This is a genomic window from Paraburkholderia sp., assembly GCF_036488795.1.
Taxonomy (GTDB): domain Bacteria; phylum Pseudomonadota; class Gammaproteobacteria; order Burkholderiales; family Burkholderiaceae; genus Paraburkholderia.
Genome location: NZ_DASXHA010000055.1, coordinates 20,018 through 35,052 on the forward strand (window position 1 = coordinate 20,018; position 15,035 = coordinate 35,052).

Genomic DNA, 15,035 nt, shown 5'->3' on the forward strand with positions numbered 1-15,035 from the left:
ACGATCGGACGAATCGACTGGGGGACGAACGTGAGCCGATCGATGGAAGACTGGCGTCGCTGGATCGCCGAAAATCTGCTGCTCGGCGCGCCGCCGCCGGCCATGCACGCAGCGCTCGTCGAGCACGGTTTCAATACCGACGAAGCAGCGCTCGAAATCGACACCGCACTTGCGAGTCCTTATCTTCAGGGCGGCGCGCGCTTGCGCAATCGTTTGCGCAAGCGCGACTGGACCTTGTCCGTGTACGGGCAGCTCAATCGCATGCGCGATCGTAGTGACGTCGTGGAGCGGCGTGAGCGTTTGGCGCGCGACGAATTCTTTGAGCAGTACTACTTTCAGAACCGCCCCGTGATCATCACCGGCGCGTTCGATACGTGGCCGGCGCGCACGCAATGGAACTTCGACTACTTGCGGGCGCGGTGCGGCACATGCCTCGTAGAAGTGCAGTTTGGCCGCGAATCGGATCCGAACTATGAAATCAATCAACCGAACCTGAAGCGGATCATGCCGTTTCGCGAATATGTCGATCTGGTCGAACGCAGCGGCACGACCAATGACTTTTACATGACGGCGAATAACTCGTCGCAGAATCGCGCCTCACTCGCCGCGCTTTGGGCGGACGCGCCGACCATACGCGAATATCTCGATCCCGCTTCGCCGGATACCGGCTTTTTCTGGTTTGGGCCGGCCGGCACGAAGACACCGTTTCATCACGACCTGACCAACAACTTCATGGCGCAGGTGATGGGACGAAAGAAGGTGAAGCTGGTGCCAATGTCCGACACGCCGAATATGTACAACCACCTGCACTGTTATACGCAGGTGGACGGCAGCGCGATTGATGTTGCGCGGTTCCCCGCACTTGAGCAGGCACAGCTGATTGAATGCACGATCGGGCCGGGCGATCTGCTGTTCTTGCCGATCGGCTGGTGGCACTACGTTGAAGGACTCGAAGCGTCCGTCACGATGACCTATACCAACTTCATCGTGCGCAACAACTTCTGCGATACCTACGATACGTATCACGAGCTATAAGCTGGCCGGGCGCGGATCACGTCGCGCGCCTGCGATTCTCTCGCGATAAAAAACGGCGGGCCGGTTACCCGGTCCGCCGCGCTCCCTGGTACTTCTTCTTTTTTGCCGTCGTTATTTCTTTGCGCCGAGTCCGCCGAGTCCGCCGAGTCCTCCAAGTCCGCCAGATAGTCCGCCTGATGTGCCGCTTCCTGGTGTGGCGCCGCCCAGTCCCCCCGTCAGCGAGTTAAGGAGACCGGTGACCGGCGACAACAGGCTGGCGCTGCCACTGCTACCGCCACTGCCGCTGCTCCCGCTTGTCGAACTCGAACCGGTGATTGAGCCGGATACGCCCACGGTTGCCGTGACGGTCGCGGAGACTGTGCCAAGCGCGCCGGTCACTGAACTGAGCGCGCCGGTGATCGGAGCCAGAGGATTGCCTGCACCGCCGGTCAGACCGCCGCTCAATGTGCCCGGCAACGCCGTCAGAATGCCGGTGAGCGGTGCGAGCGGCGTGCCGCCCAACGGATTGCCGCCCAACGGATTGCCGCCTGTGCCGCCGGTCAGCAAGCCGCCTGCGGACGTCACGGTGTCGCCAAGTCGGGTGACGATGCCGCCGAGGTTTTGCCCGATCGGATTGCCGGTTGCGCTGCTGATCTTCGAGCCCGCGCTATCCAGACCATGGCCGATGGTCGACAGCAGGCCATTCAGCGGCGCGCCGAGACCGGTAGCATTGCCGACGGTTTGCGTCGTCTGCGCGAGGGTGCTCGTGATCGGTGTGATGGCCGTGCTGACCGACTGCGTGATTTGCTGAATCGGCCCGCTGGACAGCGTGCCGCCGAGTTGGGTGCCGAGTCCGCTCACAGCGTTACCGACGGTGGAAACAGTGCTGCCGAGCGGCGTCGTCAGCGGGTTGAGCGGCGCCGTCGGGCCGCTGCCCAGACTGGTGACGAGCTGGCCTGCGCTGTTGACCGCCTTGCCCGCGTCATAGACGAGATTGCCGGTGCTGGACAGCGTGATGCCGAGCGGGTTGCTCGAATTGCCCAACTGGCCGAGGCCATTCGTTGCACCCATGCCCACCGCGGTGACGCCGTTGCCCAGATTCGATACGACATTGCCGAGCGCGGTCGCGGTCGCGGAGTTGCCGCCGGGGATCGGCGTGAGGCCGATCTGCTTGCCCAGTGACGATACGGTCTGGCCGGTACCGCTGACGACATTGCCGGCGTTTTGAACCACGACGCCGAGCGGGTTGGCGCGTGTGGGTCTGGGGGTGGGGGTGGGTGTGGGCGTAGGAGTCGGAGTCGGCGTAGGCGTAGGCGTATGTGTGCCGCCTCCCGCGCCACCTGTCAGCGTCGGCGGTTTTGCGGTCACTGAACTCCCACCACAGCCGGTGAGGGCCATCGACGACGACACGCACATGGCGATCATCGTCATTTGAAAATTGCGGTTCATGTTAGCTCCCCTGATTAAATCAGTGGGGGAGCTAACTGCAAGCCCTATGCCATTTGTAGGAGGTTACTTGTGCAGAGGATAAAGTATAATGAAATCAAAGGCTTGATAGATCTGGCCGACCGTATTGGCAGCCTCGCACACGCCGATGTGTCGCGGAACACGGCCTCGCCCCGATTGTGCGTAACGTAACGCGACCCCGAGCGGCCTGGGTCGTCTCAAGCGGTGTCTTCGTCAGATTTTCAGGCGCCGCAACACCTTCGGGCCGGCAATCGCGATCAGCGCCGAACACACCGCCACCACCGACAAACCGATCGGCAGATTGGTCACCTGCGCCACACCGCCGATGATGACCGGTCCCAACAGCAAGCCGAAATACGCGAGCCCCGCGACATGCGCGAGCCCTTCCGCTGCGTGGATCCCTTCGACGCGAGCGGCTGCCGCGAACAACACCGGCATCATGTTGGCGAGCCCAAGCCCCATCAGCGTGAAGCCGGTGAGCGCGGCGACCGGATAGGGCAGGAGCAAGGCGCCGATCATCCCCGCGCACGCGAGCGACGCACTCGCCATCACCAGTTGCGGCGCACCGAAGCGGGCGCGCACGGCGTCGCCGGCGAAACGGGCTGCGGCCATGCCGCCGGAAAACGCCGCGTAGGCGGCGCTCGCCAGCGCCGGCGTCGCGAAGACGACATCGCGCATATAGACGGTGGCCCAGTCGTACATCGCTCCTTCGGCGATCAGCGCGACCAGCGCCGTCACGCCGAGCGCCCACAGCGCAGGCGAGCGCCACCGGTTGGTGCGGGGCGTGGCGGCGTCCGGATGATCGGCATGCGGCACGTGGGGCAAGACCGCGGGACATGCAATCAGCAGGACCAGCGCGCTGAGCGCGCCAACCAGCGTGAGATGCACCGCCGGCGCCATGCCACGCGACAGCAGCGCGCCGCCCACGGCCGCGCCTGCCATGCCGCCAATGCTGAACATGCCATGCAGCGCCGACATGATGGGCCGTCTCATTGCCTGCTCGACCGCGCTTGCTTCCGCGTTCATCGCCACGTCGAGCGTGGCCGTGCCCGCGCCGAAGACGGCCAGCACGATCAACAACAGCCAGTAGGCCGGCACGACGAGAATCAGCGCCGCGCAGACCGCCATGGTCAGGCCGCCCGCCAGACACGCGCGGCGCGTGCCGACGCGCGCGATCCACTTGCCGTTGGTCGTCATGGCGGTGATCGAGCCGCCCGCCACCGCCAGCAATGCAAAGGACAGCAACGCCGGATTCAGATGGAAGCGATCGCGCACCGTGGGCACATGCACACCCCACGACGCATACATCATCCCGGCGATAAAGAAGAGCGCCATGGTGGCGAAGCGGGCGCGGCGCAGTGAGGCGGCGGGCAGATCGCGGTGAGCGGCAGGGATGGCGGAGTAGTCGGAGGGCTGGTCGGACACGAAAATCCCGGTGGCAAATGAGGGCGTAACGCATGCCATCAGGCGTCAAAGGAAAGGCGGCTGAAAGCGAATCTCAGATTCTAGCGAAGCAGCGTGGCGCCTGCTGGCGGAGCCTGAACTAATATCTACTTCTATCCAAAGTCCCAGACGGGCCGGGCGCGCTCGCACGCCTTGCCATTCATCGAGAACGCGCAATTGAAGATTTCTGCTCACGCCCCGCTTCATCTGCTGCATCAGGCGGCCGCCGGCACGCTCGCCACGCACTCGCGCCAGCCCGAGGGTTATCCGTACCCGTCGATCCTGCCCTTCGCTCCGGACGCGCAGCACCGCCCGACGATCCTCGTCAGTCGCCTGGCCGAGCACACGCGCAATCTGCTCGACGATCCGCGTGCCGGCTTCCTGATCGCACACGCGCCCGATGGCGACGTTCTGAACGGCCAGCGCGTCACCTTGCTGGGACAGTTCGAAACCGTCGACCCGACCCCTGAGGTGGCGGGCCGCTACCTGCGCTATCACCCGGGCGCCGAACGTTATCTCGCCCTGGGCGACTTCAGCTTCTGGGTGATGAAGCTCGAGCGGCTGCGTTATATCGGCGGCTTTGGCGCGATGGGCTGGCTCGACGGCAATGAACTGGATCCGCTCGCACCGCTCAGTTTTGCAGACGAGGGCGCATTGCTGAGATCTTTCGAAGGCGATGCACAACGGCCGGCACAGCTTGAGCTGCTGGGCGTTGACCGTTACGGCGCGGATCTGAAAATCGGCGTTTCGCGAATGCGCTTTGCGTTCGACGCCGTGGCACACGATGACGCTGCCTTGCATGCAGCACTAAAAAATTGCATGACGCGACATTTGGACGCGACCTGATTCGCACTATTGCGGGAAAACACCGAGTCGCTGATGCGTATCAGCTATTTATCTCATTTCGTAGTGGTCGGCGCTTGCAAAGCTGTCATTTCATGAAATCTTTTCTGCCAAATTGCATATCAATTTTCATCATCTGGGAATTAAATGTGTCATTTACTGATCAAGAGCGGTCTTTTCCGTAACCTACGAAAAAAAGATGTAAATGAAAGGTAGCTTGTTCCTACGTGACTCGAAATTTTTCGAAACGAAACTTAATTAATTTAAGGATTCGTCTTTTCTCTGCTTTCTATTTTGTGTTAATCTCGCCAGCAAATTCCGAGGCATGATCACCTTCAAACGGCAAGCCGGCATCAGACTGGCAGTCATTTATCGAAACCACAAGGGAACCTATGTCTTCCTACAAGGAACTACTCGCGCAGCGAGAGAAGCTGGAAAAGCAGATCGAAGAAGCAAAGTCGCGTGAATACGCGGAAGTGTTGAATGAGATCAAGCAGAAGATGGCCGACTACGGCATTACGCTGGCTGAACTAGGCGGCGGCCGTGGCAAGAATGCAAAGGTGGGTCGTCCGCGTGCGGGCGTCGCGCCGAAATACCGTGATCCGGATAGCGGCAGCACGTGGTCAGGCCGTGGCAAGCCGCCGCGTTGGATCGCGGGTCAGGATCGTGAAAAGTTTTTGATCTAGCTTTAATTGCAACAATCCGGCGAGCGCTTAAAGGCGCCACTGGTACAGAAAGGAACCGCGTAACCTTTAGGCAAGCTTAAGGGGGCGCGGTTTTTTTCTTTTGGGATACCGGTTTGCTGAGCGCGGCTGATCCAGCGTTTGCTGAATGCGACTGTTTGCTGTTCGGATAAGCGTATGATTTTAAAGAGAATTTTATTGGATTGGGCAACCTCGGCCTATGCGCGGGCTAGAATGCAGTCAACTTCAATCTGACCGGCTTCGAATGTCTTCCTCTCTCGCCGGCCAATCCCCGGAAAAGCAGGAGGTCACGCACGAAGGCCCGTTTCTTAGTATTGCGCTCAATGCCGTGTTGATGACGCTGCAAATCGTCGCCGGCGCGTTGCCCATTCCCAGGTGCTCGTCGCGTATGGCGTGCATTCGCGTGCGGATCTAGCTTCGGATTTTGTCGGACTAATCGCCAATCGGCATAGTGGCAGACAACCCGACGCCGATCACAATTATGGCCATAGCCGTTATGAAACAGTCGCCTCGTTGTTTCTCGGCGCGTTGCTAATCGTGATCGGCGTAGGCATGCTTCAGCGTACCAGAACCCGGCTGGCGCATTTGCGGGATATTCCGGCGGTTCATATCAGCGCGCTAGTTGTCGCGCTCGTGGTGCTGGTTTCGAAAGAGGGGCTATTTCGCTACATGCTTCGTGAAGCGCAACGTGTGCGTTCAGCAATGCCCATTGCCAATGCGTGACATGCTTGATCGGATGCCGCGTCTTCACTGGTAGTGGCGACGGGCATTGCCGGCAGTTAAAGCGGCAGTTGTGTATCGAACTTGATCTCGCGGAGCACGACGCTCGTGCGCACCTGTGCTACCGCCGGGATCTTGAAGATGCGTTCGTGCAGGAATGTGTCATACGCCTTGATATCCGGCGCGACGATCTTCAGGATGTAGTCTGATTCGCCCGTGGTGCTGTAGCACTCGGTCACTTCGGGGCAGGTGGCGATTTCCCGCTCGAACTGTTCGACCCCGCCTTCGGTATGGCGCATCAGATGAATGTGGGCGAGCGCGCACACATGCAGCCCGAGCTTTTCGCGATCCAGCAGCGCCGTATAGCGCTGGATCACCCCTGATTGCTCCATGTCCTTGATGCGCCGCCAGCATGGGGTGCTGGACAGGCCGACCTGGTCGGAGATCTCCTGCACCGAACGACGAGCGTCGAGTTGCAGCAGGCGCAATATCTTTTGAGAGAACGTATCGAGTGTCAACTGCGCCTCCGTTGGCGTCGCCATGTTCCTTATGGTAGAGGCGGTGAAAACGAAACGCAATGTAAAACGGTCCTGACGAGCGAGATTACCTAATTTGTCGGTTTAGCAGCGGCTTTTTGTCCTGTGCCGTCCCCATCTTTTTCCGCCGTGGCGGCCGCTGCCTGGGTGGCACGCAGCTCGGCCAGCATGTTGCAGAAGAGCGCGCCTTGTTCGATCGCGTCGTCGAGCGCGACGTGGGTATGCGGATGATCGTCGAACCAGCGTTGCGGCAAGCGCGGCTTGATGCACTTGCGGTACGGCAGGCCCGTCATGGCGAACGCGAGCGTCTTGATGTCGAGCGCGGACCATGAGAACGGACAGCGTCCCGTGAACCGCATCATGTACCAGAACATGAAGGTGAAATCGAAGCCGGCCGGCATGGCCACGAAGACCGGCTTGCCCGGCAATGCCTCGACCCATTCCACGTAGGCGGTCAATGCGGCGGCCGGTTGCTGGAGGTCCTTGCGGCACGCCGCCCATGCTTCGGGCTGCGTCTTCCACCACGCTTCCTGAACCGGATGAGCGCTCGCGCCATCGAGCAGTTCCAGGTTGGCCGAGAAAGTGCCGATCAGCTGCTTGTCTTCCGTGTACGCGGCCGACGCGAAACTGAGCATGGAATGCGGGCCCGGAATCGGGCCGTCGGCTTCAATGTCGGTGCTGACATAGATTTCGGCGCTCATGCGTTCACTCCATCCGCGACGTAGGGGTTGGTGCGGCGCTCCGCGCCGAACGTCGAGGTCGGACCGTGACCGGGTACGAAGGTGACGTCGTCGCCGAGCGGCCACAGCTTTTCGCGGATCGAGCGGATCAGATCGGCATGATTGCCGCGCGGGAAATCGGTGCGTCCGATGGAGCCGGCAAATAGCACGTCTCCCACCATCGCGAGCCGGTGGGCGCGGCTAAAGAAGATCACGTGGCCCGGTGTATGGCCGGGGCAGTGATAAACCTCGAGGGTTTCGTTGCCGAACTGAACGGTTTCGCCGTCGGTAGGCAGCCAGCGATCGGGTTCGAATGCTTGCGCGGCAGGAAAGCCGAAGCGTGCACTCTGGTCGGGCAGCTTGTCGAGCCAGAAACTTTCGTCCGGATGCGGACCTTCGATTGGCACACCGTAGTGCGCAGCGAGCGTCCTGGCGCCAGCGCAGTGGTCGATGTGGCCATGCGTCAGAAATACCTTTTCCACCGACACCTTCTGCCGTTCCACTTCACCCTGAATGATCTCGAGATCGCCGCCCGGGTCAACGACGGCCGCACGCCCCGTCGCCTCGCAAACGAGCAGCGAACAGTTCTGCTGAAAAGGCGTGACAGGGATCAAAGTGACTTTCATGGAGGATGGTGCACCGCTGCAAAAAAGCTGATTGTACCGGCGTGTGCGAGCCCTCGCCGATATGCCGAATGGGTAGCTGCGCAATGCTCATTTTTGCATCAATAGTGAAAATTCATCAAAACTATCAGCACCTTGGCGTCTCGAAATTGTCTTTTGGGTATAATGGGTTCATTCGTACGGGAAACCGTACTGCCACAGGGCGATGCGTCCCCATCAAAAATGGAGCGCCGATCGCCGTCAAGTAAGTGCCGTCGGAGTTGTCGACGGCAAACCTAGCATCGGATGCGTCCGATGCGCACGTCTCGTCCAGCCAGGTGCCACGCGCCTGCAACGGCCTTACGCCGTGACGCTGGGTGGGGCCTACGCCGCCGTTCCTGCGCGCTGTTGTTTTGGGCGCAAGAACGTGATTGCCACGTTCGATGGCGGCTTGTGGGGTCTGGTCAGGCTGCCGGGGACAGGTTGCGCCAGACGTGAAAACTAACCGTGCGGTAGCGGCAGAGTGTGCCGCGTGCGGACTTCAGCGTACTGCGCTTTTTAGCGCAGCGCGTAGTCGTTCGTTTTCCGCCGGAGTCGCAGCAACACGCAGCCATCGCGTGATGCGGCTCGACATTGTGAATGCACGTCTTATGAAAACTCGGTTATCCCGTAGTATTGGGAGTCTTTTTGCCTTTTTTGTCCTCGCCGGGTGCGCTGTGCCCCCGAACGCGGCCAATCAGGCAAGCAACACGCCGCTCAGCACAACGAGCTTCAGGCCCGGCAGTGCGGCACCGCAGGCCTTCAGCATGCCCCCTGCGCAGGCTCCCGAGGCAAGCAGCACGCCTTTGGCCAACGCTGAGCCTCTGTCGGACAGCGGCCCGAATGTCGCCGATTTCCATCAGACAGGCCGCGCGTCATGGTACGGCCGGTTCTTCCACGGCCGTCGCACGGCGAACGGCGAGCGCTACGACATGCACGCGCTTACGGCAGCACACCGTACGCTGCCGCTTGGCTCATACGTTCGTGTGACGAATCCTGATACTGACCGCTCGGTCGTGGTCAAGATCAACGACCGCGGTCCGTATGTGCGTGGCCGGATCATCGATCTGTCAGTTGCGGCTGCTCACGCGCTGGGCATGCAACGCGCCGGCACGGCCAACGTCCAGATCGAAGGTTTGACGCAGCAACAAGCGAGGGCGGAGCAGGCGGAAACGCTGGCTTCGAACGCGAACGACGTCAAATGATGTAACTGATGTAGCGTGACCGTCGTTCCGCGCGCCCAGTGCGCGGAACGACGCCACCGAGCGGATCCCGTGCGGATTGCTTGCTGCGAATACACGAAGGGCCGCATTGCGCGGCCCTTCGACTTTCCGGCTTCAGTCTGCCGGTCCTTCTTCGTCTTTCTTCAGTGCCAGCGCGCGTGCGTAAAGCGCGTTGCGCGACGCTCCCGTGATGGATGCGGCCACCTTCGCCGCGCTACTCACCGTCAACTCTTCCAGCAGGATGCCCAGCAGCGCGTCGTGATCGTGCTCGCCCGCGGCTTCAGCCTGCGCACCTTCAACGACGAGCACGAACTCCCCGCGCTGCCGGTTCGGGTCGGCTGCGAGCCATGCTGGCCCTTCGGCCAGGGTGCAGCAATGGAGCGCCTCGTGTAACTTCGTCAGCTCACGGGCAATCAGCAATTTGCGCGTACCGCCAAAAGCGTCGGCCAGCGCTTGCGCCGTTTCTACGATGCGATGCGGCGCTTCGTAGAAGACCATGGCATGAGGATGGGTGGCGAGCGGCTGCAACATCGACGCACGTTGCTTTGCCTTGGGCGGCAAGAAGCCGAGGAACGAGAAGGTGGCGACCCAGTCACCGGCGGCGCTCAGCGCGGTGGCGAGCGCGCTCGCGCCAGGCAGCGGAATCACTGGCAGGCCGGCTTCACGAACGGCGTCGACGAGTTTGGCGCCGGGGTCGGAGATACCGGGCGTGCCTGCGTCGGAGACGTACGCGACGCGCTCGCCTGCCTGCAAATGCTCGACGATGCGTTGCGCCGCTACGCGTTCATTGTGTTGATGCACGGCGACGAGCGGCTTCGAAATACCGTAGCGCGCCAGCAGCTGGCCGGTGTTGCGGGTGTCTTCGGCGGCAATGCGGTCCACCAGCCCGAGCACGTGCAGCGCGCGCAGCGTGATGTCCGCGACGTTGCCAATCGGCGTCGCCACCACATAGAGCGCGGCGGCAGGGTACTGCTGCCCTTGCGCAAGTTCGGAGAGAGGGGTCATGAGGCAGAAGACGCAGACAGACAGAACGAGGCCGTCATTGTGCCACGCAGGGGCAGGGGGGCCGGGGCGAAGCGACGCCGACAACTTTTCAGGACGTACCGGGTCCAAAGACGTCGGAGCAGCCTTTGAAGCACGGGCGCTGACGTTTCTGCAACAGCAGCGTTTGCGCTTCGTCGCGCGCAATGTGGTGTGCCGCGGTGGCGAGATCGATCTCGTGATGCGCGAGCGCGACGGCGCGCTGGTGTTCGTCGAAGTGCGTGCTCGCGCACGACGGCAGTACGGCGGCGCGGCGGCGAGCATTGGCTGGCAGAAGCGTCAGAGGCTGGTGCGCGCCGCGCAGCACTTTTTGGCGACGCGCGTGGGCACGGTGCCGGCTTGCCGTTTCGATGTGATCGCGTTCGAAGCGGGACGCCTCGTCTGGTTGCGTGATGCTTTCCGCGCCGACGAAGTCTGAGGCGCCGTGCGGATATCACGCCTGAGTGCGATAAACTTGCGCTCGCGTACGGGGTGGGGTGGCGGAGTGCATTGCGCGGTGTCGAGCAATGCCGTTCACGCAAGGGCGCTTCTCGCTACGGTCAGTCCGAACAACATGTCGTCACAACAGGGCCGTGTATAGCGGTCCATTCGCGGTAATAAGATAGAGACTCGATGTCAGTCGAACGCATTCAACAACACTTCCGCGACAGCGCGGCGGTCAAACTCGAAGCCCTCGAAACCTTGTCGATGCCGATCGCCGCAGCGGTCGACACGATGTTTATGGCGCTTGCCAACGGCAACCGCATTCTTGCGTGCGGCAACGGCGGATCCGCTGCCGACGCACAGCATTTCGCGGCCGAACTGATTGGCCGCTTCGAGCGTGAACGGCCCGGCTTGCCCGCGATTGCGCTCACCACCGACACGTCCGTCCTCACCGCCATTGCCAACGACTACACATTCGAACAGATCTTCTCGAAGCAGGTGTGGGCGCTGGGTCAACCGGGCGACGTGCTGCTCGCCATCAGCACGTCCGGCAATTCGGCGAACGTGCTGGCTGCGATCGAAGCCGCGCACGAACGCGAGATGATCGTCGTCGTTTTGACGGGCAAAGGCGGTGGCAAGGCGCATGAGGTGCTGTCCGATACCGACATCCACATTTGTGTGCCGTCCGATCGCACGGCGCGTATTCAGGAAGTGCATTTGCTGACCATCCATTGTCTGTGCGACGGCATTGATGCCATGTTGCTGGGCGAAGACTGATTCCGAGGGAGAGCTAGTTGATGAGCGTATTTCGCATCAAGACGACATTGGTGAGGACCACACTGGTGGTGGGGCTGGCGGCGGGATTGTCCGCATCGTTGCAGGGCTGTTTTCTGCTGGTGGCCGGCGCGGCCGGCGGCGGTGCGCTGATGGCGACCGACCGGCGCACGCTTGGCGCGCAGACCGAGGACCGCGAGATTCAGGTGAAGTCGATTGCGCAGATCAACCAGAATCTGCCCGAACAGGCGCACGTCAATGTGACGGTGTTCAACCGTCGCGTGCTGCTGACGGGCGAAGTGCCGGACGATGCGTCGAAGCAGAAGGCCGAGCAGATCGTGCGTCAACTGAATAACGTGACGTCGATCGTCAACGAACTGGCTGTGCAGCCGGCCAGCGATATTTCCTCGCGCACGAACGACTCGTATCTCGAGACTCGTGTGAAGACGGCGCTGATCGCGGAGAAGAACATCTCGGCGAACAACTACAAGGTGGTCTGCGAGAACGGTTCGGTATACCTGATGGGTCTCGTCACTCGCGACGAAGGGGCGCGCGGCGCCGACGTGGCGAGCCGTGTGCCGGGTGTCGTGCAGGTGGTGAAGGTGTTCCAGTACATCCTGCCGGAAGAAGCGGTTGCGGCGACGGCTGCGGCTGCGAGCGCGCCAGCTGCATCGGCGCCTCCGCCGACCACCGACGCGACCGTCGGCGCGGTGCCGGATGCGTCGGTGAGTTCGCGTCCGCTTGAACAGCAGGCGCCGGCTCCGGTGACGAACTCGACCTCGGTACATCCGGGTAATCCGAAGGCAGGGCAATGAAGACGAGCTTGACGATGCGCGGTTTGCTGGCGGTGGGCTTTGCATTGGCGTGGTTGTCGGGTGGGGTATCGACCGCGCGAGCCGATGATGCGCCGCGCGGGCTGGCAATTGCGCGCGCCAATGCGTGCATGGGTTGTCATGCGGTTGATCGCAAACTGGTCGGGCCGTCGTTTCAGCAGATCGCAGCGAAGTACAAGGGCGATGCGCAAGCGCCGGCGAAGCTGGCGCACAAGGTGAAGGACGGCGGCTCGGGCGTGTGGGGAGCGATTCCGATGCCCGCGCACCCGGCGATGAACGATGCGGATATCCGCACGGTGGTGGACTGGGTGTTGGGTGGGGCGGCTTCGAAGTAGGGTGCGGTGGGTTTGTTGGCGGGTTTTGGGGTTGTTTATGCGGCCGCTTTAGGGACCGGTTTTAGGGCCGCTTTTGCGCGCCTGGCCGGTTGGCAAAACCCAAAAACCCTGTGCTAGAATCATCTGACCGTGGGGGGGTAGCTCAGCTGGGAGAGCGTCGCGTTCGCAATGCGAAGGTCGGGAGTTCGATCCTCCTCCTCTCCACCATTCGATGTTCCAGGCAGTTCCACAGTATTCCCGAAACCCCGCGTCCCGCAAGGCTCGCGGGGTTTTTGTTTCCACTCCGGGATCATGGTTTCCGTTGACAGCCGGGGGCCTTTCGGCGCAGGTTTAGGGGCATGTGGCTCATTTTTGAGTTCACTGAAAATTTAGGCCCCCACGCTACGGGAGGTGTCCCACATGCCTCTTACCGATCTGGAAGTTCGCCGGGCTGCCGCGCAGGAGAAGACGTACCGGGTCTCCGACGGCCGCGGAATGTATCTCGAGATTTCTCCGTCCGGCGGCAAATACTGGCGCCTCAAATACCGGTTCAACGATCGGGAGCGGAAGCTGGCGCTCGGCGTCTATCCGGATGTCACACTCGCCCACGCGCGAAGGAAGCGCGACGAAGCCCGTGCGATGCTGGCCGATGGTATCGACCCCGGCCAGGCCAAGAAGGACAAGAAGCGCCTGGCGCGGCTCAACGCGGCCACGACCTTCGAGGCCGTCGCGCTCGAATGGTTCGAGCAGCAGGCACCCGGCTGGGCACCGAGCCATTCCGAGAAGATCATGGGGCGGCTGAAGAAGGACCTGTTTCCATGGCTGGGATCACGTCCCATCGCCGACATCAGTCCGCCCGAAGTGCTCGAAGTGTTGCGCCGTGCCGAGAAGCGCGGGGCTCACGACACCGCACACCGGCTTCAGCAGAACTGCGGCCAGATCTTCCGCTATGCCGTGGTGACCGGGCGCGCGATGCGCGACGTGAGCGCCGATTTACGCGGCGCTCTGCGGCCCAACCGGCATACCCACTTCGCCTCGATTACGGATCCCGAGAAGGTCGGCGAGATGCTGCGGGCCTTCGATGGTTTTTCCGGGACACTGGTCGTGCGCGCGGCACTGCAACTTGCACCGTTGCTGTTCGTGCGGCCCGGCGAGTTGAGACAGGCTGAGTGGGCGCAGATTGATCTGGAACGGCGCGAATGGCGCTATACCGTTTCCAAGACAAAAACAGAGCATCTGGTACCACTGGCCACACAGGCGGTAGATATCCTGAAAGAACTACAGGCGCTGACGGGAAAATGGCGTTATGTCTTCGCAGGTCGCGATCGCAGAAAACCCATGAGCGGGGCGGCGATCAACGCCGCGCTGCAGCGACTGGGCTTCGACACGAAAACCGAGATCACTGGCCACGGATTCCGGGCCATGGCTCGGACCATCCTGCACGAGCGACTCCGGTTTCCGGCCGAAGTCATTGAACACCAGTTGGCCCATCGGGTTCCCGACTCGCTCGGCAGCGCGTATAACCGGACCCGGTTTATCGACGACCGCGTCGCGATGATGCAGGCGTGGGCGGACTATCTCGATCGACTGAAAGCAGGGGCTGAGGTGGGTCCGATCCGGTCGCGGGGTTTATGAGGCGAAGTTCCTGACGGGCCAAGTTCCTGGTCAGCGCTTAGGCAGGTGTTCCTTCCTAGAGAGACATAGTCACGGGGCGCCCGTTGACAGTAGATGCTGTGCAATTGGCGGCGTCAAAGTAAATGTCAGCGCAGGATATAGATCCTTTTGTCGCTACCCATCTACTACACGGCTCGCTCATCGTTGTCGCGTCGTCGGAGTGCGTTTGCGTGCGTTCTGATGGCGTCCGTCGCGCTGATCCGTTTGCATCGTAGTCGGGTTCAAAGGTCTTCGATATCGGGTCTGATTTGGAAGCCGAACGTATCCTGATTACCCATCGAGTTGCGTTTGATGTTTTCGCGTTCCGTTTTTGCCTGAGGTACAAGACTGGTTTGCTGACCAGTTGTGCGCTTTGCCGGCGGGTTGTGGGAAGTATTCGTGCGACCGCCGGCCCCGGAGGTGCCGTCCAGTCGACGACCGGTTACCCGTCGCTTCTTCGCTTCCTGCAATGCGTATCGAAGTGCGCTGGCGGTCACATCGATACCCGCCTGCTTCGCTTGCTCTGTCAGTTGCTCGACCGAGTAACCTTTGGCGCGAGCCGAGTCGATATGGACGCGCACGTTCGGCATCGCATCCCGCACGGTGATGCGCCGCTCCGAAGCTGGTTTTTCCGGTAGCGCATCGAGCAGTCGGACGAACTCATCCCATTGAGCTTTCGTGTACATC

16 protein-coding genes, 1 tRNA gene and 1 pseudogene are annotated in these 15,035 nt (G+C 61.6%); 11 read left to right on the top strand and 7 right to left on the bottom strand.

Annotated elements, in window-relative coordinates; all coding sequences use genetic code 11:
- The first annotated feature begins 42 nt into the window (after nucleotides 1-42).
- Nucleotides 43-1,035 (top strand): cupin-like domain-containing protein, encoded by a 993-nt coding sequence (locus VGH41_RS06770; RefSeq protein WP_331596598.1) that lies wholly within the window; start codon nucleotides 43-45, stop codon nucleotides 1,033-1,035.
- A 111-nt stretch (nucleotides 1,036-1,146) separates the two neighbouring features.
- On the opposite strand, the gene VGH41_RS06775 is transcribed toward VGH41_RS06770, so the two are convergent.
- Nucleotides 1,147-2,463: a collagen-like triple helix repeat-containing protein gene (locus VGH41_RS06775; RefSeq protein WP_331596583.1), complete on the bottom strand. Its 1,317-nt coding sequence runs from the start codon at nucleotides 2,461-2,463 to the stop codon at nucleotides 1,147-1,149.
- Nucleotides 2,464-2,694: 231 nt separating this feature from the next.
- Entirely contained in the window at nucleotides 2,695-3,906 is a 1,212-nt protein-coding gene (locus VGH41_RS06780; RefSeq protein ID WP_331596584.1) for an MFS transporter, read from the bottom strand.
- Between the two features lie 195 nt (nucleotides 3,907-4,101).
- On the opposite strand from VGH41_RS06780, the gene VGH41_RS06785 reads away from it, so the two are divergent.
- From VGH41_RS06785 to VGH41_RS06795, 3 genes and pseudogenes are all read left to right on the top strand, one after another.
- On the top strand, nucleotides 4,102-4,770 hold the full coding sequence (locus tag VGH41_RS06785) for a HugZ family protein (protein WP_331596585.1): 669 nt from the start codon (nucleotides 4,102-4,104) through the stop codon (nucleotides 4,768-4,770).
- Nucleotides 4,771-5,159: 389 nt separating this feature from the next.
- Entirely contained in the window at nucleotides 5,160-5,453 is a 294-nt protein-coding gene (locus VGH41_RS06790; protein ID WP_331596587.1) for an H-NS histone family protein, read from the top strand.
- A 262-nt stretch (nucleotides 5,454-5,715) separates the two neighbouring features.
- Nucleotides 5,716-6,191 (top strand): annotated as a pseudogene (locus tag VGH41_RS06795) (cation diffusion facilitator family transporter); the annotation flags it as partial.
- 59 nt (nucleotides 6,192-6,250) lie between these two features.
- Here the strand turns inward: VGH41_RS06795 and VGH41_RS06800 are convergent.
- The 3 genes from VGH41_RS06800 to VGH41_RS06810 form a co-directional block, all read right to left on the bottom strand.
- On the bottom strand, nucleotides 6,251-6,709 hold the full coding sequence (locus VGH41_RS06800; RefSeq protein ID WP_331596599.1) for an Lrp/AsnC family transcriptional regulator: 459 nt from the start codon (nucleotides 6,707-6,709) through the stop codon (nucleotides 6,251-6,253).
- A gap of 89 nt (nucleotides 6,710-6,798) precedes the next feature.
- A complete protein-coding gene (locus VGH41_RS06805) occupies nucleotides 6,799-7,428 on the bottom strand; it encodes an exonuclease (RefSeq protein ID WP_331596588.1) in 630 nt (209 codons plus the stop codon).
- Nucleotides 7,425-8,072 (bottom strand): MBL fold metallo-hydrolase, encoded by a 648-nt coding sequence (locus VGH41_RS06810; protein ID WP_331596589.1) that lies wholly within the window; start codon nucleotides 8,070-8,072, stop codon nucleotides 7,425-7,427. The genes VGH41_RS06805 and VGH41_RS06810 overlap by 4 nt, the downstream gene beginning before the upstream one ends.
- A 626-nt stretch (nucleotides 8,073-8,698) precedes the next feature.
- Between VGH41_RS06810 and VGH41_RS06815 the strand changes: the two genes are divergently transcribed.
- Entirely contained in the window at nucleotides 8,699-9,292 is a 594-nt protein-coding gene (locus tag VGH41_RS06815) for a septal ring lytic transglycosylase RlpA family protein (protein ID WP_414696615.1), read from the top strand.
- Between the two features lie 132 nt (nucleotides 9,293-9,424).
- Here VGH41_RS06815 and rsmI read toward each other — a convergent pair whose 3' ends face one another.
- Entirely contained in the window at nucleotides 9,425-10,315 is an 891-nt protein-coding gene (gene rsmI / locus VGH41_RS06820; RefSeq protein ID WP_331596591.1) for a 16S rRNA (cytidine(1402)-2'-O)-methyltransferase, read from the bottom strand.
- 37 nt (nucleotides 10,316-10,352) lie between these two features.
- On the opposite strand from rsmI, the gene VGH41_RS06825 reads away from it, so the two are divergent.
- From VGH41_RS06825 to VGH41_RS06850, 6 genes are all read left to right on the top strand, one after another.
- Nucleotides 10,353-10,769, top strand: a complete 417-nt coding sequence (locus VGH41_RS06825; protein WP_414696614.1) for a YraN family protein — start codon at nucleotides 10,353-10,355, stop codon at nucleotides 10,767-10,769.
- A gap of 194 nt (nucleotides 10,770-10,963) precedes the next feature.
- Complete coding sequence (locus VGH41_RS06830; RefSeq protein WP_331596593.1) at nucleotides 10,964-11,551, top strand: phosphoheptose isomerase; 588 nt, start codon at nucleotides 10,964-10,966, stop codon at nucleotides 11,549-11,551.
- 20 nt (nucleotides 11,552-11,571) lie between these two features.
- Entirely contained in the window at nucleotides 11,572-12,363 is a 792-nt protein-coding gene (locus tag VGH41_RS06835; RefSeq protein ID WP_331596594.1) for a BON domain-containing protein, read from the top strand.
- Between the two features lie 14 nt (nucleotides 12,364-12,377).
- A complete protein-coding gene (locus VGH41_RS06840) occupies nucleotides 12,378-12,716 on the top strand; it encodes a c-type cytochrome (RefSeq protein ID WP_331596600.1) in 339 nt (112 codons plus the stop codon).
- Nucleotides 12,717-12,847: 131 nt separating this feature from the next.
- Nucleotides 12,848-12,923: transfer RNA gene (locus VGH41_RS06845), tRNA-Ala, on the top strand.
- Nucleotides 12,924-13,115: 192 nt separating this feature from the next.
- On the top strand, nucleotides 13,116-14,330 hold the full coding sequence (locus tag VGH41_RS06850; protein ID WP_331596595.1) for a tyrosine-type recombinase/integrase: 1,215 nt from the start codon (nucleotides 13,116-13,118) through the stop codon (nucleotides 14,328-14,330).
- Nucleotides 14,331-14,590: 260 nt separating this feature from the next.
- Here the strand turns inward: VGH41_RS06850 and VGH41_RS06855 are convergent.
- Nucleotides 14,591-15,035: hypothetical protein (locus tag VGH41_RS06855; protein ID WP_331596596.1), on the bottom strand; the 445-nt coding region annotated here is incomplete at its 5' end.